18 protein-coding genes are annotated in these 17,714 nt (G+C 41.9%); 9 read left to right on the forward strand and 9 right to left on the reverse strand.

The window, feature by feature from the left end:
* Positions 1–59 precede the first annotated feature (59 nt).
* The 5 genes from alsS (at position 60) to MHB38_RS17205 (ending at position 4,327) form a co-directional block, all read left to right on the forward strand.
* On the forward strand, positions 60–1,760 hold the full coding sequence (gene alsS / locus MHB38_RS17185) for an acetolactate synthase AlsS (RefSeq protein WP_052321103.1): 1,701 nt from the start codon (positions 60–62) through the stop codon (positions 1,758–1,760).
* A gap of 35 nt (positions 1,761–1,795) precedes the next feature.
* Entirely contained in the window at positions 1,796–2,566 is a 771-nt protein-coding gene (gene budA, locus MHB38_RS17190) for an acetolactate decarboxylase (protein ID WP_445661578.1), read from the forward strand.
* Positions 2,567–2,719: 153 nt separating this feature from the next.
* Entirely contained in the window at positions 2,720–3,196 is a 477-nt protein-coding gene (locus tag MHB38_RS17195; protein ID WP_017360010.1) for an Lrp/AsnC family transcriptional regulator, read from the forward strand.
* Between the two features lie 37 nt (positions 3,197–3,233).
* On the forward strand, positions 3,234–3,794 hold the full coding sequence (locus MHB38_RS17200; protein WP_039963093.1) for a chromate transporter: 561 nt from the start codon (positions 3,234–3,236) through the stop codon (positions 3,792–3,794).
* Positions 3,794–4,327, forward strand: coding sequence for a chromate transporter (locus MHB38_RS17205; RefSeq protein ID WP_007497548.1), 534 nt, complete (start codon positions 3,794–3,796; stop codon positions 4,325–4,327). Before MHB38_RS17200 ends, MHB38_RS17205 begins: the two co-directional genes overlap by 1 nt.
* A gap of 40 nt (positions 4,328–4,367) precedes the next feature.
* Here MHB38_RS17205 and MHB38_RS17210 read toward each other — a convergent pair whose 3' ends face one another.
* Positions 4,368–5,687: a UDP-glucose dehydrogenase family protein gene (locus tag MHB38_RS17210; RefSeq protein WP_052321101.1), complete on the reverse strand. Its 1,320-nt coding sequence runs from the start codon at positions 5,685–5,687 to the stop codon at positions 4,368–4,370.
* A 114-nt stretch (positions 5,688–5,801) separates the two neighbouring features.
* On the reverse strand, positions 5,802–5,945 hold the full coding sequence (locus tag MHB38_RS17215) for a hypothetical protein (protein ID WP_003214884.1): 144 nt from the start codon (positions 5,943–5,945) through the stop codon (positions 5,802–5,804).
* 186 nt (positions 5,946–6,131) lie between these two features.
* Here MHB38_RS17215 and MHB38_RS17220 point away from each other — a divergent pair, with 186 nt between their 5' ends.
* Both MHB38_RS17220 and MHB38_RS17225 read left to right on the forward strand, forming a co-directional pair.
* Positions 6,132–7,739: an SWIM zinc finger family protein gene (locus MHB38_RS17220; RefSeq protein ID WP_008343292.1), complete on the forward strand. Its 1,608-nt coding sequence runs from the start codon at positions 6,132–6,134 to the stop codon at positions 7,737–7,739.
* A complete protein-coding gene (locus MHB38_RS17225) occupies positions 7,726–10,503 on the forward strand; it encodes a DEAD/DEAH box helicase (RefSeq protein WP_052321100.1) in 2,778 nt (925 codons plus the stop codon). Before MHB38_RS17220 ends, MHB38_RS17225 begins: the two co-directional genes overlap by 14 nt.
* A 73-nt stretch (positions 10,504–10,576) precedes the next feature.
* Here the strand turns inward: MHB38_RS17225 and MHB38_RS17230 are convergent, their stop codons facing one another.
* The 3 genes from MHB38_RS17230 to MHB38_RS17240 all read right to left on the reverse strand — a co-directional run bounded on the left by MHB38_RS17230 (position 10,577) and on the right by MHB38_RS17240 (position 13,127).
* Positions 10,577–11,365: an STAS domain-containing protein gene (locus tag MHB38_RS17230; protein WP_017360015.1), complete on the reverse strand. Its 789-nt coding sequence runs from the start codon at positions 11,363–11,365 to the stop codon at positions 10,577–10,579.
* 153 nt (positions 11,366–11,518) lie between these two features.
* Positions 11,519–12,379, reverse strand: coding sequence for a Cof-type HAD-IIB family hydrolase (locus tag MHB38_RS17235; protein WP_241215622.1), 861 nt, complete (start codon positions 12,377–12,379; stop codon positions 11,519–11,521).
* Positions 12,380–12,770: 391 nt separating this feature from the next.
* Positions 12,771–13,127 carry a hypothetical protein gene (locus MHB38_RS17240; protein WP_008343305.1) on the reverse strand — a complete coding sequence of 119 codons (357 nt, stop codon included), beginning with the start codon at positions 13,125–13,127 and terminating at the stop codon, positions 12,771–12,773.
* Positions 13,128–13,244: 117 nt separating this feature from the next.
* On the opposite strand from MHB38_RS17240, the gene MHB38_RS17245 reads away from it, so the two are divergent.
* Entirely contained in the window at positions 13,245–13,655 is a 411-nt protein-coding gene (locus tag MHB38_RS17245; protein WP_003215215.1) for a YwpF-like family protein, read from the forward strand.
* Between the two features lie 27 nt (positions 13,656–13,682).
* Here the strand turns inward: MHB38_RS17245 and mscL are convergent, their stop codons facing one another.
* Together mscL and fabZ are read right to left on the reverse strand one after the other, a co-directional pair.
* Complete coding sequence (mscL, locus tag MHB38_RS17250) at positions 13,683–14,078, reverse strand: large conductance mechanosensitive channel protein MscL (protein ID WP_007497563.1); 396 nt, start codon at positions 14,076–14,078, stop codon at positions 13,683–13,685.
* Positions 14,079–14,204: 126 nt separating this feature from the next.
* Positions 14,205–14,639, reverse strand: a complete 435-nt coding sequence (fabZ, locus tag MHB38_RS17255; protein WP_024718731.1) for a 3-hydroxyacyl-ACP dehydratase FabZ — start codon at positions 14,637–14,639, stop codon at positions 14,205–14,207.
* Positions 14,640–14,858: 219 nt separating this feature from the next.
* Here fabZ and MHB38_RS17260 point away from each other — a divergent pair, with 219 nt between their 5' ends.
* The gene (locus tag MHB38_RS17260) at positions 14,859–15,914 is read left to right on the forward strand and encodes a tetratricopeptide repeat protein (RefSeq protein WP_165379176.1); all 1,056 of its coding nucleotides are present in this window, start codon (positions 14,859–14,861) and stop codon (positions 15,912–15,914) included.
* Between the two features lie 14 nt (positions 15,915–15,928).
* Here the strand turns inward: MHB38_RS17260 and MHB38_RS17265 are convergent, their stop codons facing one another.
* A complete protein-coding gene (locus MHB38_RS17265) occupies positions 15,929–16,747 on the reverse strand; it encodes a flagellar hook-basal body protein (RefSeq protein ID WP_007497568.1) in 819 nt (272 codons plus the stop codon).
* 30 nt (positions 16,748–16,777) lie between these two features.
* On the reverse strand, positions 16,778–17,617 hold the full coding sequence (locus tag MHB38_RS17270) for a flagellar hook-basal body protein (RefSeq protein ID WP_017360018.1): 840 nt from the start codon (positions 17,615–17,617) through the stop codon (positions 16,778–16,780).
* Between the last annotated feature and the right edge of the window lie 97 nt (positions 17,618–17,714).

Consider the following 17,714-nt stretch of genomic DNA (forward strand, 5'->3'; position numbering starts at 1 on the left):
CATATCATGAAAATATATTTTCATAAAAAATTTTACTTGCCGAAAGGAGTGCGGGGTAAATGAATTCTCAAACACAACCCCTAACAAAACGAGGAGCAGAGTTAATTGTCGATACGCTCATTGCCCAAGGTGTGACCCATGTTTTTGCGATTCCAGGTGCAAAAATTGATGCAGTATTTGATGTATTAAAAGACAGAGGTCCAGAGCTTGTGCTATGCAGACACGAACAAAATGCGGCATTCATGGCAGCAGCTGTCGGTCGTTTAACTGGCAAACCAGGCGTTTGTCTCGTTACATCAGGTCCTGGCGCATCCAATTTAGCAACAGGTCTATTAACAGCCAATACAGAAGGTGACCCTGTTGTTGCAATCGCTGGAAACGTCATCCGTGCGGATCGGCTCAAACGAACACATCAATCACTCGACAATGCGGCATTATTCAAACCAGTGACAAAATATAGCGTTGAAGTACAAGACGTAAACAATATACCAGAAGCATTAACAAATGCTTTTCGCGCGGCACAAAGAGGTCAAGCTGGGGCAGCATTTATCAGCTTTCCACAAGATGTCGTGACCGAACACACCACACAAACACCAGTGTCTGCTCACCCTTCTCCAGAACTAGGTCCTGCACCGGATGCTCTCATCAGTTCGGCCATCGCCAAAATTCAAAATGCGCACTTACCTGTTGCAATTGTGGGAATGAAAGCTAGCCGTCCAGCTGCGGCAAATGCGACAAGAACATTATTAAAAACACTTGGTATCCCATTTGTCGAAACGTACCAAGGAGCCGGTGTTCTCTCAAGAGAGCTTGAGCCTCAATATGTGGGCAGAATCGGTTTATTCCGTAATCAGCCAGGCGACCTTCTCATTGAGAAAGCGGATGTGATTTTAACTATTGGCTTTGATCCAATCGAATACGATCCGAAGCATTGGAATTTGAAACCGCAGCAGCGTCACATCATCCATGTAGATGACATGCAGGCAGATATTGACCATTTCTATGAACCGACGCTTGAGCTTGTGGGCAATATATCTGAAACGGTGCAACATCTAGCCCTCGACAGCGTTCCACTTTCATTATGCAAAAAGAACGTAGATCTCGTCACAGAATTACAAGAGCTGTTAAGTGATATCGAAAAAACACCAGAAAGAGAAAGTCATTTATCACACCCGCTGGATGTCATTCATACGTTGAGACGTATCATCCCAGATGACACGAAAGTGACATGTGATATCGGATCGCACGCCATTTGGATGTCTCGCCACTTCCGTGTTTATGAACCGAACACGTTCCTAGTGAGTAACGGAATGCAAACACTTGGCGTGGCATTACCATGGGCGATTGCAGCCTCTATATTAAATCCAGCTGAAAAGATCATTTCAGTCTCAGGTGATGGCGGTTTTCTCTTCTCCGCCATGGAATTAGAAACAGCCGTGCGCATGAAAACAAATCTCGTTCATCTCGTTTGGAACGACAGCACATACGATATGGTGGCATTCCAGCAGGAAATGAAGTATGACCGTACGTCTTGTGTTGAGTTCGGTCAGATCGACTTAGTGAAATATGCAGAAAGCTTTGGAGCAACTGGATTACGTGTCAACTCACCTGAAGAGCTTTCAACTGTCCTTCAAAAGGGTATAAACATAGAAGGACCCGTTATTATTGATATTCCGATAGACTATCAAGACAACCCAGACCTCGCCAGTCAAAAATGGCCAGAAGTCTTTCGTGAAAAACACACAACGAACGTCAGATAAGACTTCGATACATTACGTTAAAGGAGTGAGCGGATATGGGTATGATGCACCCAATGAATCAACAAAACAACATAATACCGCAGGACAAAAAGCAAGAGGTTTATCAAGTATCAACCATGACCTCCTTGCTAGAAGCCGTATACGATGGAGATTTCTCCCTATCACATATTCCAGAGCACGGTGATTTTGGCATTGGCACATTCAATCAATTAGATGGGGAACTGATCGGCTTTGACGGCGCTTTTTATCGACTGCGCTCTGATGGAACAGCCACACCAGTAACCGATCAAGATTATTCACCATTCTGTTCTCTAGCATTCTTTGAAACGGACATCGTTCATCGAATTGATGCACCGATAACGTCCAAAGAGCTAGAGGAAGAAATCGACCGAATCTTACTGAGCAAGAATGTCTTTTATGCGATCCGCATCGATGGGTCATTCAAAAAGGTTCAAACCCGTACGGTTGAAAAACAGGAAAAACCTTACGTTCCGATGGTAGAGGCAGTCAAGTCACAGCCTATTTTCGATTTTGAAAATATTCGCGGGACGATCGCAGGCTTCCGTACACCACAGTACGCACATGGCATTGCGGTAAGCGGATATCATCTCCACTTTATTGATGATGATCGAAGCGTAGGCGGGCATGTATTTGATTACACTGTGGATCAAGTGACCATCCGAATTTCTCAAAAACGTCACATGAATTTACACCTGCCAAATACGCAGGAGTTCTTCCAAGCAGACATTGATCGTGCTGACCTTGCACAGCAAATTGCCAGTGCGGAAAGCAGCCCAGAAAAATAAAATGAACACACCCCGGTGATACCGGGGTGTTTTTTTATGCAAAAAGATATATTATCTTCTTTTATTATTTCATTTCGTTACTCAATTAAAAATCAAACATTCTATTCGTAATAAAATATGATAGAATATCAACAGAAGAAAGGTGGTTATACGGTGGCACATGAATATCGCATTCCAAACTTAACATTAGATGAAAGGGATAAACAAATTCTTTCCTTATTACACGAGGACGGGCGTATGTCCTATACAGATTTAGGGAAACAAGTCGGCCTTTCCCGTGTTGCTGTACAAGCCCGTATTCAGCAGCTCATTGAAGCAGGTGTCATTGAACGATTCACCGCTGTCATTAATCCAGCAAAGATCGGCATTCATGTCTCTGTCTTTTTTAACGTAGAGGTTGAGCCGAAATGTTTAGAAACAGTCGCCCTTCAGCTTGAACAGGAAACAGCCGTCACAAGCCTTTATCATATGACAGGACCAAGCAAGCTGCATATGCATGGCATTTTTCAAAATGAACAGGAAATGGAGACGTTCCTGACAAAGAAGCTGTACCCGCTTGAAGGCGTCGTCAGTGTTGACTGTCAAATGCTCATTAAACGATACAAAAGCCGAATGGGCATGAAATTGTAGATAGGAGTTGAACCACTTGCAATCATATCTTGAACTCATGATCGCCATGGTACGAACCGGTATTCTGGGATTTGGCGGAGGACCTTCTGTCATCCCGCTCATTCGCCATGAAGCGGTCGTCAAATACAAATGGATCAATGATGACGAATTTGGAGAAACACTCGCCATCGCCAACGCATTACCCGGACCGATTGCTACGAAAATGTCGGCATACCTCGGCTATCGATTAAAAGGTGTATCTGGCGCCATTGTTGCAACAGCTGCACATATTTTACCGACATGTCTCGCTATGGTGGCACTTGTTACACTTGTCAGCGTCTTAAGCTCTTCAGTCATCATTCAAAATATGATCGGTGCTGTGACACCAGTAATTGCCGTTCTGTTAGGAATGATGGCATATGAATTTGGACAAAAAGCGTTGAAGGGCTTCGGCATGATCTTCGGAATCGCCCTATTCCTTTTGGCATTTGTCGGTCTTCAAGTACTCTCGATTCATCCAGGAATCATTGTCATCATCTTTTTATGTTATGGTGCCTTTCATTTTAAACTGAAAGATCGCTGGACTCGAACAAATAAAGAGAAAGGAGTGTCTTCGTGATGCTGATTCTCTTTTTATTCTGGGCATTCTTCTTATCCAATCTGTTAGGATATGGCGGAGGACCTGCCTCCATTCCACTCAATTATGAAGAAATCGTCAATCATTTTCATTGGATGACAAACGAAGGGTTCTCCAATATGCTCGCATTAGCCAACGCACTTCCAGGTCCAATCGCTACGAAAATTGCGGCTTATGTAGGCTATGATGTCATGGGATGGCCAGGCTTTATCGTTGCACTGCTTGCGACGGTCCTGCCGTCTGCGATCGGATTGATTTTACTGCTAAAACTCATTGACCGTTTTCGCCAATCTTCTGTCGTCAAAGGCATGACCCTATCTGTACAGCCTGTCATTGCGATGATGATGCTTTTATTAACATGGGAAATTGGCGGAGATGCCGTGAAAGCCATTGGCTGGACGCAATCACTCGCCATTGCCGCCATTTCATTTTTCTTTATGACCAAATTCAAATTGCACCCTGCCTTTCTAATTGTGGCTGCATTTTTATATGGCGGATTCATTCTTCCGCATTAACGCAAAAACCGATAACACGTGAAGTTATCGGTTTTTCTCATTACATATAAATAGGAGAGACAGACCTGCGCCCAATAGAATGATACTCGACACCAGCTACTTCTGCCGCTTCAAGCGTATGACAATTCCGGCCATCAAAAATGATCGGCTGCCTCATGAAATCTTTATAAGCTGAAAGTGGAAAGGACTGAATATCCGCCCACTCAGTTAATATACAGACAGCATCAGCATCCTTGATCGCCTCTTCAATCGTTTGAGCAAAAAGGACTTGATCAGGCAGTTCTTGAGCTGCATTGCGAGCGGCAGCAGGATCATAGGCTACGATCTCCGCTCCTAATTGATGGAGCTGATGAGCGATTGGGATTGACGGCGCCTCTCTCATATCATCTGTATTCGGCTTAAAGGAAAGGCCAAGAAGAGCCATTCTCTTCCCTTCCAAGTTTTCTCCCATCCGCTCCTTCACACTTCGAATAAAACTTGCTCGCTGCTCATTGTTGACTTTGATGACAGCCTTCAATAGCTCAAAATCATGGGACACATGCCCTGCAATTTGGAGAAGAGCATTAGTATCCTTCGGAAAACAGGAACCTCCGTAACCAATGCCTGCCCTAAGAAACGAAGCACCAATCCGCTGATCGAGTCCCATCCCTTCTGCAACTCTCTCAACATCAGCTCCTGTTTTTCCACAAATCGAAGCAATTTCATTCATGAAGCTGATTTTTGTGGCAAGAAATGCATTTGATGCGTATTTGATCATCTCTGCGCTTTTCCGATCTGTTTTCACGAATGGAATGTGGAAATCCGCATACATAGACTCTAGCTGATCTAATCCGTTCTTTGTTTCGGCTCCAATCACCAGCCGATCCGCTCGCAGCGTATCTGAGATGGCAGACCCTTCTCGTAAAAATTCTGGATTCGATGCGATAGATAATGGCTCCTTACGACCTAACACGTGATGAATCAAATGATCAATTTGATCGCCCGTTCCGACAGGTACTGTACTTTTCACGACAAGCACTGCGCCTTGCTTTGCTTGTAAGCCCATCTCCTTTGCCGCTTGAAAGACATACTGCAAATCAGCTTGACCGTCTGCCTGCTGCGGGGTACCGACAGCAATCATTAACACGTCAGCCTGCGAATAGGCTGACACTCCATTGATGTGAAAACGAATGCGTCCTTGCTCCATATTCCGTTTGAGCAGTTCTTTTAATCCCGGCTCGTACATCGGAGGATTCCCTTGCTTCAGCTGCATGACCTTCCGCCGGTCAATATCCATACATGTCACATCATGTCCCGCCTCTGCTAAACACACCCCTGTGACAAGCCCTACATATCCACAGCCTGCAATCGCAACCTTCATGACACATCAGCTCCCCATACTCCTTATGCTTGTAATGTCATCGTATGCCGGGGATTTTCGTTCCATTCATAAAAGCATACAAAAACCCCCTGCTGAGAGAGCAGGGGGCTACTTTTATGAAACAAGGCCATTTCGAATATGAGCAATCAGATTTTCAAGCATTTCTTTTGTTGTGACATCATTGGAATTTTCACCAATATCATGAGCGTACATCAAAATCTTTAAAAACTCTTCTTGATTTAAACCCTTATTATCCATGTCTGTATCCTTTCGATTCCACTAATTTCATTATTATATGCTGTATGGTTGGTTTATGCAATACTCTAATACATCATTCGACAGCTTTTGAAATTTATGACCATTTTCATGAAAAACTTTTTTATAAATCACCATTGAGCTATAATAAAAGAATTGGAATCTTTTACTTGGTTAGGAGCGGATCAAATGCTTCAGCACAACATCAACGAAGAAGAAATCAAACAAACAGCCGAACAGATCAAAGAACTTCTTCCTGCAACAGATGAAAACAAGCAACTCATCAAAAAAGCATTGATTACTTATAGACAGGACAGCGTATATCGGCTCAAGCAAGAGTCTGATACCGAATGGTCAGCTTATGTACATGATGTCGTGGCAGCAAGAGTCCACCTTCATGTGCTGTTTCCAGTGAGAAGCAGCTGTTCATGTCCAGCTGATGGACTATGTAAACACATCCTCGCTGTTTTCTTTTCGCTATACGCTCAAGTAGAGAGTGTGACAGGCTTTACAGAAAATTGGTCAGAGAAGGATGAATTACAGCGCAGCAAAGAACTCATTCGCCAGCACTTCCAAGTGAAGCGTCCAGATGAACAATCACTTCAGAGCTGGCTGAATTTTTTCCAGGAGGAATTTCACCTCTGGCTGAAACGGACACCGAAACACCAGCAAACACCACAGCATTTGTATTACGGCTATTTATCGATCCTGAAAAAACACGCACCCACTTCACCTGAATTCAAGAGTTTGTATGCGATTCATACGTCCATCGATGTGTGGTTAAGGCTCCATGAGCTAATCGACCTCGGCCGCCTTGATGCCGAAAAAGACTTTTATTCAATGAATCCATATGTAGAACAGCTCATGAACACCATTTTTGATTCAGTGGATCATTTGAGGACATACGCCCTTTCCTTTTCCCTCGATCCGTTTCTTGAAAACACACCAACTGCCGTTCGGACACTTCTTCAAATCAGCGGACCTTTCCAGCATGAACGAGTTGCGGTCTTTATGGAAATGTGGGGAACTATATTAAATAGAGGGAAATGGGTCAAAAAAGAAACAGAATTACTCAAGAGCGCCCAACAGCAGGAGCAAACGGTTGAGCGCACCATTGGGCTGATGCATATGGATTATTTGCTAAAAGAAGACGAAAGACTCTTCCAGCAATTAAAATTGCTCAATGCAGATATGCTGCCGAATGTGCTCAATTGGCTAAAGGATCTCACAAACCGCAAGGACTGGAAGCGTCTCAAACTTTGGTATCAAGAGATCACATATGTATTAGAAGAATATTGCCAGCTTGACCTATCTTATAGAGAACTGCGTGGAGCCGTCAGCGATTTCTTCTTTTATTTAGACGCGTACTTTAAACAGACGAAAGATCATTTCTTGTATGAACGCTATCTCCAAATCTGTATGCCTTATGCATTTACTGAATATAGTCAGCTCTTATATGCACAAGAACGCTATGCAGAATGGATTGAAATACACAGCCTCGTTGGTTTCTCTATCAGTGAGTTGGAGAAAGAATTAATAAAACAGATTGCAAAGGAAGAGCCTGAAGCACTCATTCCTTCATACCACCGGGAAATCTCACTGCTTCTCGATCAAAAGAATCGAAGTGCTTACCGGGAATCTGTGAAAATGCTCAAGAAACTGCGTACGCTTTATCATAAAACGAAGAAAAACGCGGTGTGGGAAAGATATGTACAGCAGCTGCAAGATTCAACAAAGCGGCTGCGTGCGTTCCAAGAGGAAATGAAGAAAGGAAAATTAATTGATGACACGCCATAAACAAATTGTCATTCATGCAGAACAAACCGAAGATTTCTCTTTCACCATTTCAGCGCAAGCAGAGGACGGACAGCCTGTACCGCTAAATGAAATGAAGAGGCAGCTTTTCCAATGGCACGAATCATCTTTTTACGGAACATTCTTAGAAGATGTGAGCTTTATTGGCACACCTGCCTTCCTGTTAAGTCCTTGGATGACCGTTGAATTGCTAGGGAAAAATTCATTCAATACTTTCAGCCATGTGACGTTAACGGATGAAACAGAGCCGCTTATGAAAACAGCCTCAACCATTTACGAATTCATCGAGGATGAAGATTTTGTCCCAGATTTCGAGGCATGGACAAAAGGAATGCTTCGCTTTAAAGACAAAGAAGGTCTGTTAGATGGCTACACAGCTGATTGGTTCTCCTTTGCCGTACAGGATTACATTCAATATGATGATGCCTTGCAGCACAAATGGAACCGAATGACTGCACAATCGCCTGCTCTTTCCTCCTTCCAAGGTCATTTTTTAGATGAACAGGATTTTTTGGAAACGATCGGCTGGATTGATGATGAGACGCCTTTCACTGTCGGCTTGCGTTTAAATGAGCCTGATTTCGACGGAGATGATTGGAAAATTGAACTGTTTTTGCGTGATAAGAAAAACAGTGATCTGCATTTCTTTGAAGGCATCCGTTCTTTAAAAAAATCATGGCGTCCGTTTCAAGAAAAAATCACCAGAGAGCTGGAGCGGTTCGGTCAGATTGTCCCTTGGCTCTCATTTACATCTGGTACCACCCTCATGTCAGAAGAAGAAGCGTGGCTCTTCCTGTCTGAAGCGAGTGAAACACTTGTGAACATGGGGATTGAGATCCTGCTCCCATCATGGTGGCAAATCGTCAAAGAAAGCACCATGATGCTAAAAGCACGGATTTCCTCCACACCACGAGGCGAATCGCACGTTGGAATGGATGCCCTTATGGACTTTAATTGGCGCTTTGCCACAAACGGGATTGAGCTGACAGAAGATGAATTCAACGAGCTTGTTCAAAGTAAACGTCGTCTTGTCAATATTCGTGGACAATGGATTAAAATCGATCCGACCTTTATCCAGCAAATGAAGAAATGGATGGAGCGCGCTGAGAACGAAGGACTTCATATGTCGGATATTTTGTCACGTGAACTCGCAGACCAAGAGGCCTCTTCTGAGTCGATTCCTGAGCTGCTAGACAGTTCAGCCTTTGCCCATATTCAATTTGAACTTTCGTCTCAATTACGAGGGCTTGTGCATCAGTTAAATGATACACAAGAACTGCCATCCTACGAGATGAGTGAGTCCTTTAAGGGCAAACTGCGGCCGTATCAGCAGCACGGTGTCAACTGGCTTCTGTTCTTAAGGTCTCATGGATTCGGGGCTTGTTTAGCAGATGATATGGGGCTTGGAAAAACGATTCAAATGATCGCTTATTTCACCTATTTGAAGGAGCATCAACAAGACACCGCTCCATCTCTCATCATTGCACCGACTTCCGTATTAGGGAACTGGCAAAGAGAGCTTGAAACATTCGCACCACATTTGAATGTCGCTCTGCATTATGGACCATCACGTCCACAAGGTGAGAACTTTACAAAAGCGTACGAATCAACAGATATCGTCCTCACTTCGTATGGTCTCTCACATTCTGACCGTGATGAATTAACAGCAGCCAAATGGAATACCATTTGCTTAGACGAAGCCCAGAACATTAAAAATGCCCATACGAAACAATCGAGAGCCATTAGGCAATTAAAAGGACAGCACCACATTGCCCTCAGCGGGACACCGATGGAGAACCGGTTGACAGAGCTTTGGTCTATTTTCGACTTCGTGAACAAAGGATATCTCGGCAGCCTGACCAGTTTTCATAAAAAGTTCGTCCTTCCGATTGAAAAAGACCGTGAAGAAAAAAGAATCCAACAGCTACAGCAGCTGATCAAGCCATTCTTATTAAGACGAACAAAACAAGATGAAGAAGTCGCACTCAATCTGCCAGAGAAACTAGAAGAAAAAGAATTCATCCCGTTATCTGCAGAGCAGGCATCTTTATATGAACAGCTGGTCAAAGATACATTCGAACATATGGCCTCATTAACAGGGATGCAGCGGAAAGCCATCATTTTAAGTATGCTTGGCAGACTCAAACAAATTTGCGATCACCCTGCCCTTTATTTAAAAGAGAGCGGAACAGATGTGAAATTGTTGAAACGTTCATTAAAAATGGATAAATTAGCAGAGCTGTTAAAAGCCATACACGAACAAGGAGAAAGCTGTCTCATTTTTACGCAGTATATTGAAATGGGCAACATGATCAAACAGCTCGCCGAAAAGATGTTTGGAGAACCAGTTCAATTTTTAAATGGGAGCTTATCAAAACATGATCGGGACAAAATGGTGGAACGCTTCCAGAAAAAAGAGTTCAACATCTTAATTCTTTCTTTAAAAGCAGGAGGAACCGGACTAAACTTAACCGCCGCCAATCATGTCATTCACTACGATAGATGGTGGAATCCTGCTGTAGAAAACCAAGCAACAGACCGTGCTTACCGCATCGGGCAAAAGCGGTTTGTTCACGTCCATAAGATGATCACAACCGGCACGATAGAGGAAAAAATTGATCAAATGCTCGAAACAAAACAAACGTTAAATGATCAAATTATCCAAAGTGAAAGCTGGATTACAGAGCTGTCAACGAACGAACTAGAAGATTTATTCACGTTAAGTGCAGCCGCTCAATCATCGTAATGACAGCAAAAAGAGGACTTTTCTCAGGGCGTGATGAAAAGTCCTCTTTTTTTAATCTCATCTAAAGGAATGCTTAAATTTGCAGCTTTTTCAATGCAGATTTCACATTCATATACGTATTCAACTCGCGGAAGTCCTCTCTCATTTCTCCCATTTTCATCGCAAGATTTGGTTTAATACCTGTCACGATCAGTTCTGTGCCAGTCATTAAAATCAAATCGTTCAGCTTAAAGATCGCATCCGCCACAAATGAATCCACCTCTAATAAACCAGACAGATCCACAATAAAGTAATCGTCTTTGGATTGAGAGATATAAGTGGAGACTGTTGAGATGATTTTATCAAATCTTGGCGCTGTTAACGTACCTATGATCGGCAGGACAGAAATACCATCCTTCACCGGAACAATCGGGACAGAAATATTCAATACTTCATCAATGGATTGCTCAAGAAGCTCTTGCTGTTCCTTCTCTTTCGTAACATCCTTTTGCAGACCAACGAAATAAAGGCGTTTCCCTTCATTTTCATCAATCCATAGAGGCGCCACACTTAACTCGTTCCAAAACATTTGTCCGGATTTTTTATAGTTTTTCAACTGTACAGTGACAGCCTCTTTGTTTTCAATGGCTGCCCTAATTTGTTTGAGAGCAATCTGTTCAGTTTCATCTCCTTGAAGGAAACGACAGTTCTTTCCTAATACTTCGGTTTCTTGATAGCCTGTCATATCTAAAAAGCCCTTGTTCACATATATTAAAGGATTATCAGGTAAAGACGGGTCCGTCACCGTCAGGCCAACCTGAGTATAGTCTAAGGCTTCCTTGATTAAATGCAGATTGTCGGACTTATAAGATTCCAGCGCCATTCGTTTACTCTCCTTAACTTCCTTACAAGCGGGTTATATTCATAATTAAATTATATGATGTTCCATAGCAGGTGTAAATAGAAGTAGTTCTGAATTCCTCTTTTGTAGAATGCGCTTCATCCTATGTCATTTATACAAATACATACGATTCAATTATTTCAAAAGATGTTGAATCATATGTGCCACACCATGTTCATCATTTGTTAACGTGACGTGATCAGCTAATTCTTTTATATCCTTTCTCGCATTCCCCATTGCAATTCCAACCCCAGCTGCCCGAATCATCGATTCATCATTTAAACTGTCTCCTACAGCCGCTGTTTGGCTTAATGGAATACCGAGCTTTTCTGCCAGCCTGGTTAACGCCTGCCCTTTCGACGCTTCCTTTGCACCAATTTCAAAGTTATGATCAGCCGAACTAACCAATGTTAATTCAGAATCATGTCCAAACGCATCCCATCCGGCTTTCAATCTGTCTTGAAAAAATGAGAAACCTAAGATGTTATAAAATGAAAGCTTCTGATCCTCACGAAACAATTCTTGATATGTATCAATATAAGCAAAACCTGACTGGCTGTATTGAACTTCAGCCGCTTGCTCAAGAACACGCTGATCCGTTTCTGGATTTGCACTCTTTAAGCGGTCCATTTCTATCGCCAGAAGCTCTCTGCCGCGGTTTGGTGTGTAAATGGCTTCATTCGTAAACACTTCATAATAATAATCACGCTCCTCAAGCCATGATAAGATGTGTTTTGCTTTTTCTTCTTCTAGAACAGCCGAATGATATACCTGACCTTTGGGATCATGAATCACAGCTCCATTTGCACTGATGACCCACGTATTCATCCCAAGCTGATCAAAAATAGATTTCACATCAAAATACGCTCTTCCTGTTGAAACGACAACCTCAATCCCGCTCGCTGCTGCTTCCTTTAACGCCTGCTCGTTTTCCTGACTCACTTTGTGCTCACTGTTCAATAAAGTTCCGTCTAAATCCGTTGCGATTAATTGAATGTTTGTCATCGGTCTCTCCTTTTTTGCCTTCATTTTCAGTTGACCTTCCGTTTATCAAATCCATCATCATTATGAAATGAGTATCCACTATTTGCAAGGGATGATCGGCTTATCAATGAATATAAGAGTACCCGGTCACGCTACATGACCGGATACGCATAAGGGGATTCACAGGGGACACATGACTGATACAAATAAACCTTGGTTCTACTATTACGCAGTGAATATGTGTACAAGGCAAAGTCTATCAGCTATAGCTAGAGGGGGGCCGCGAGATGCTAGACCTTTGCCTTTTGCCTCCTTTCCTTTCAGCTAACCCTAGTCTACTGAGAAATAGCACAAGAGACAAAAAACGAAAATGACAAAATCGTTCTTCAAATTCTTTATTTTCTCAATCATTTTTACTTTTTACCGCTTGCGTATAAAACATCATCTTATTTTGTTTGACGAAATACTTATTTTTCATAAATTGATAAAAAACATCTGAATGAATCCAATTACTAGAAGGCATGTGAATATAGTCAGACCCGTCCCACGCAAACCAATAAAAACAAAGCCTTCCATCATGAATTGACAACTGAAATTCAAAACAGTCCATTTGATCGTCTGTCACGTATTGAAAAGTGAGGGACTCCCCTTCTTCCATATACACATCACAAAATGAGAGAATATCTCCCCATGTATAGACCCTCACATTGCTTTCCTTTTCCTCACCAATATGTATGTTTCGAAGTTGATAGGACTCCATAAAACATCTCCTTTCACTTATATGCAGCTAGTTCTGAGTAGGCAGCGGTTTCATTTATACAGATGTTGTATGCTATAATGATACTTACGAATAATGAACGCTTGTGAGGTGATAAATATGAAAACCTTTAGGCTGATTGATTTAAAAATCGAACTTGATCCAAAGCAAGATAAAATGTCCAGCATTCCCCTTCGTGACGGCTTAATCATTAATAAAGAAGATGGCGAAAATCACTGGATGATCGAGGCACTGATTCCAAAGAAGCATAGACAAGTGTTTGAGGTGCTCTTCCAGCAGCATACAGAAGTAAAGATTCTCGTGACGATTACAAAAGAAAACAACCGCCCTGTTCATCTATCGGTCCAAGTCAAAAACATCGTTGCCTTAGAAGAAAACATATCTGTATTACTCGACGGTAAAATGATCACAAATCGTTACAGAACAGAAACCGAAGAAGTATTAAAAGACCTCGTCAAAGAGGGGCTATCAGGAGAAAAACTGCTGGATGCTTTTAAACAGAACACATAAAAAAGAGCGGGATGAGCCGCTCTTTTTCTATTGCACATCTTTCGATTGGCTTTGATTTTTCAAAAGATCTCTAATTTCGGTTAACAACACTTCCGTTTGATCTGGCGTTTCAACCACTTCTTCTTCCTCTACCTTTTTCCGTTTTAATTTATTTAAATAACGAATAAAGATAAAAATGGAAAAGGAGATAATCAAGAAATCGACCACTGTTTGAATGAAACTTCCATACAAAATTTGAGCAGAACCGATTTTAATAGACAATCCACTAAAATCATGCCCCCCGACAATAATACCAACAAGCGGCATAATTAAATCATTCACAAGAGAAGTGACAATTTTGCCAAATGCTCCCCCGATGATGACACCGACAGCCAGGTCAATCACATTCCCCTTGACGGCAAACTCTCTAAATTCTTTCAGCATTGTTTATCACCTTCATCTTTTTTTGTCTAATATGACGTTTTTTTGTCAAAAAAGCAAGTCCTCATCCGATCTGGATGAATGTTTCCATATAAAAAACGGTTCATACAAGATGAACCGTCAGACACATTACGATACTTTCGGACCGATAGAAAATGTCAGTTCTGCTTCACATGCCACTTCGCCATCTACTGTTGCAACTGCTTTTCCTTTGGCAACTGGACCGCGAAGACGTGTGATTTCAACCTCTAAACGTAGCTGATCGCCTGGCTTGACCTGTCTTTTGAATCGGCAGCTGTCAATCCCTGCAAACAAACCAATTTTCCCTTTGTTCTCTTCTTTACCTAACATGATGACCCCAAAAACTTGAGCAAGCGCTTCTACAATAAGCACACCCGGCATGACGGGGTATCCTGGGAAATGGCCATTAAAAAATTCTTCATTTACTGTCACATTTTTGATTCCAACCGCTCTTTTCTCACCATCAACTTCTAAAATACGGTCAACCAATAAAAATGGATAACGGTGTGGAATAATGTCTTGAATTTGCTGAGCATCAAGCATATCTTGATCTCTCCTTCTTTTCTATATCGCTGATCTTCATTTGATTCCTATTGAAGTATATTATGAATGCAATCATTTTTCAACGTCCAGCCAACATTTATGGTAAAAAATAGAATCTATCATTACCTATTGTCATGAAATATAATCCACTCTACACTCATCGTTTTTTCACAAATATGGTAATATATATTACATCATTGATTGAATAAGAGGGTAAAAATGAATTTTATAAGCGATAAATCCATTAAAAAACTTCTCCATTCGTGGTATACAATGCTAAAACATCGACATTTTTCGAAGGCTGAAGAGATCAAAACGTCCTTAACCAAATATAAACGTAGATTATCAAAGAAACAGGAGCTTCATTTACATTATCAGCTTATACTTTTTCGGCACCAGCTCTGGATGAATCAAACAGAAGACTTAGAAAAACTGAAGCATGAACTCATGCTCCACAAAGATCAAATGAATGATCAACTGCAATATTATTTTTACTTTTTTCTCGGTTTATACGAATCTTTAAAGAGCGATCAAAATGATGCCATTCATTATCTTGAAAAAGCAGAAGAAAAACTGCCCCTGCTAGACGATGAGCTAGAGGAAGCGGAGTTTCATTTCCGTACAAGTGGTGTTTATTATAACAACCGCTATTCACTGTTATCCATTCGACATGTTGAAAAAGCCATGGATATCTTTGCAAAGCACGGGGATATCCACAGCATTTATCGGTGCAAAATTGTGCTCGCACTTAACTTTAGTGATCAAAAAAAATATGAAGAAGCAGAATCTATTTTTATTGAAATTATCGAATACGTGAAAATGATTGATGACCAAGAACTGCTTGGTATCGTGTATTATGACGCTGGTTTTATCAAGTCGAGACAGAATCGTCATAAGGAAGCACTAGAATACTTTAAAAAAGCGCTTCGGCTCCCAGCATACCGGAAATCTGCCCACTCCTATGTATCGTGTCTCTATGAAACTGTGCGTTCCTGCTTTAAAGAGAATTTAACTGATGAAGGAATGAAGTATATTCAAAAAGGACTAAAAGAAGCCGTTGATGCCCAATTTGATCTATTAAGAATCAAGTTCCAAATTTTATTCCTTCTCTACAGCCAAACGCCCAAGGCAGATGAACAGATTGCTACACTCGTCACATGTCTTGAACGAAAAGAAGCCTGGATTGATCTTGAAGATCTGCTTGCAGATGTCTCAGATTTTTATAAAAAAAAGGGCGACTTTGAGCGAGCCGCCTTTTTTATCATGAGAGGCTGACATCCGCCTGCTCATTATCGAATGGTATTAATGAGTCCTAGCATCTGATCGCCCATCGTAATGGTTCTTGAGTTCATCTGATACGAACGCTGTGTTGTCATGAGGTCTGTTAATTCTTTAGACATGTCCACATTCGACGTTTCAAGTGCACCTTGCTGAAGTTGAATGGCCTGACGGTTTGCCCCATTCAGTGCCGTTAAAGCGCCTTGATAGTTGCCGTCGACTGAGAACAAATTTTCTCCTTCAGAGATGAGTGCTGAAGAATTATTCACTTGAACAACCCCAAGGTTCACCTGCTGATTCGGTTGATTGCCTCGAGAGATAGCTGTAAGCCGGCCATTTTTATCGATAGAAATATCACGGAAATTCGCATTTAAGACAATCTCATTCCCGTTTTCGTCAAGAATCGGATGGCCTTCGCTTGTCACCAGCTGGACTTGATTCCGATTATTTCCTGGCTGTAAATAAAGAGAGCCATCTCTTGTATACCGGATGTTACCGCCAGCATTGACCTGCAAATACTGAGATGGCGCACCAAATGCAACATCAAGGTCACGGCCTGTTTCTTTAATAGACCCTTGCAATGAGTTAATGGATGCATTGACCATCGTTCCAGTTCCAAGCCTTAAACCAGCAGGTGTCAGACGACTGTTTGCCACCTGCTCATTTTTTTCATCTACCTGATTAAACTGTTGTCTGACCAGCTCTGAAAAACGGGTGTTTTTCGCGCGATACCCTGTTGTTTCACTGTTTGCGATGTTATTACTAATGATATCAAGCTGCTTTTGCACCTCGTTCATCGACACAGCTGCATTGATCATCGTTCTAAGCATGAGAATCCTCCTCTCTCTTTCATTTCTTCATTAATACACTCTTCCGATTTCATTCACTGCTTTTTCTAAACTTTTATCATATGCCTGAACCACTTTTTGGTTTGTTTCAAACGCGCGGTAGGCTGTTGTCATTTCTGTATATGATTTCGTCACATCAACGTTCGACAGCTCTGATACACCTTGGCTTAATGTATAGGACATTTGACCGTTATTGACCGCACTTGGAAGAGGCTGGTTATCAGCTGTACGGTATAAATCATTTCCTTCACGCGCAAGGTTTCTTGTATCCATTGCAACACGTACATCAATTTGTCCAAGGTTTTGTCCGTTTTCACTCACGGTTCCATCTGCGTTCACTTTGAAATTCTCACTTTGAACGGTAATCGGCTGGCCCGTCACGGAGAGAAGGGCACGTCCATTGATCGTCAGCTGATTTTGATCATTCAATGTAATGGAACTGCTTTTCGTATAACGAACGCCTTCTGGTGTATTCACAGCATAAAAAAGCGCTGACTTTTGATTTGTCTCTGGGTTGATGGGTACATTATTTTCTACTAATGCGATATCCGTTGTTTGATCCGTTGTTTTTAATGTTCCTTGTGTAAATTGGGGAATCAATTCCTGCATGTATGTTCCCGTATTAATTCCGCCGATCGCCGTTTGCTGCGGGATACTAAAGCCTTTGCCTGAAGATGTTTGGAAACGTCCTGATTCCATTCGGCTTAGCAACATTTCTGGAAATGCGCGCATGGCCCCTTCATCTGCTTTATAGCCTGGAGTATTCGCATTTGCGATATTATTTGAAAGCATTTCTGTCCGCCGCTCTTGAGCGATCATGGCAGATGTTGCGGTGTATAGTCCTTTTAACACGTGCTCACCTCATTCAAATTCTTTCACATGACCTAAAATCATCAGTACACAATCTTCTATGAAATATATCGGCATATTGGCAGGCTTCTTTAATAAA

This window comes from Bacillus sp. FSL K6-3176 (assembly GCF_038003325.1).
Lineage (GTDB): Bacteria > Bacillota > Bacilli > Bacillales > Bacillaceae > Bacillus > Bacillus altitudinis.

Excerpts from the sequence above, each read along its gene's own strand:
- MHB38_RS17215 (WP_003214884.1), bottom strand. The coding sequence starts at position 5,945 with ATGGATAATAAGGGTTTAAATCAAGAAGAGTTTTTAAAGATTTTGATG.
- MHB38_RS17210 (WP_052321101.1), bottom strand. The coding sequence starts at position 5,687 with ATGAAGGTTGCGATTGCAGGCTGTGGATATGTAGGGCTTGTCACAGGG.
- alsS (WP_052321103.1), top strand. The coding sequence starts at position 60 with ATGAATTCTCAAACACAACCCCTAACAAAACGAGGAGCAGAGTTAATT.
- MHB38_RS17245 (WP_003215215.1), top strand. The coding sequence starts at position 13,245 with ATGAAAACCTTTAGGCTGATTGATTTAAAAATCGAACTTGATCCAAAG.
- fabZ (WP_024718731.1), bottom strand. The coding sequence starts at position 14,639 with ATGCTTGATGCTCAGCAAATTCAAGACATTATTCCACACCGTTATCCA.
- MHB38_RS17205 (WP_007497548.1), top strand. The coding sequence starts at position 3,794 with ATGCTGATTCTCTTTTTATTCTGGGCATTCTTCTTATCCAATCTGTTA.
- MHB38_RS17225 (WP_052321100.1), top strand. The coding sequence starts at position 7,726 with ATGACACGCCATAAACAAATTGTCATTCATGCAGAACAAACCGAAGAT.
- MHB38_RS17220 (WP_008343292.1), top strand. The coding sequence starts at position 6,132 with ATGCTTCAGCACAACATCAACGAAGAAGAAATCAAACAAACAGCCGAA.
- MHB38_RS17260 (WP_165379176.1), top strand. The coding sequence starts at position 14,859 with ATGAATTTTATAAGCGATAAATCCATTAAAAAACTTCTCCATTCGTGG.
- budA (WP_445661578.1), top strand. The coding sequence starts at position 1,796 with ATGGGTATGATGCACCCAATGAATCAACAAAACAACATAATACCGCAG.
- MHB38_RS17240 (WP_008343305.1), bottom strand. The coding sequence starts at position 13,127 with ATGGAGTCCTATCAACTTCGAAACATACATATTGGTGAGGAAAAGGAA.
- MHB38_RS17265 (WP_007497568.1), bottom strand. The coding sequence starts at position 16,747 with ATGCTTAGAACGATGATCAATGCAGCTGTGTCGATGAACGAGGTGCAA.
- mscL (WP_007497563.1), bottom strand. The coding sequence starts at position 14,078 with ATGCTGAAAGAATTTAGAGAGTTTGCCGTCAAGGGGAATGTGATTGAC.
- MHB38_RS17230 (WP_017360015.1), bottom strand. The coding sequence starts at position 11,365 with ATGGCGCTGGAATCTTATAAGTCCGACAATCTGCATTTAATCAAGGAA.
- MHB38_RS17200 (WP_039963093.1), top strand. The coding sequence starts at position 3,234 with ATGATCGCCATGGTACGAACCGGTATTCTGGGATTTGGCGGAGGACCT.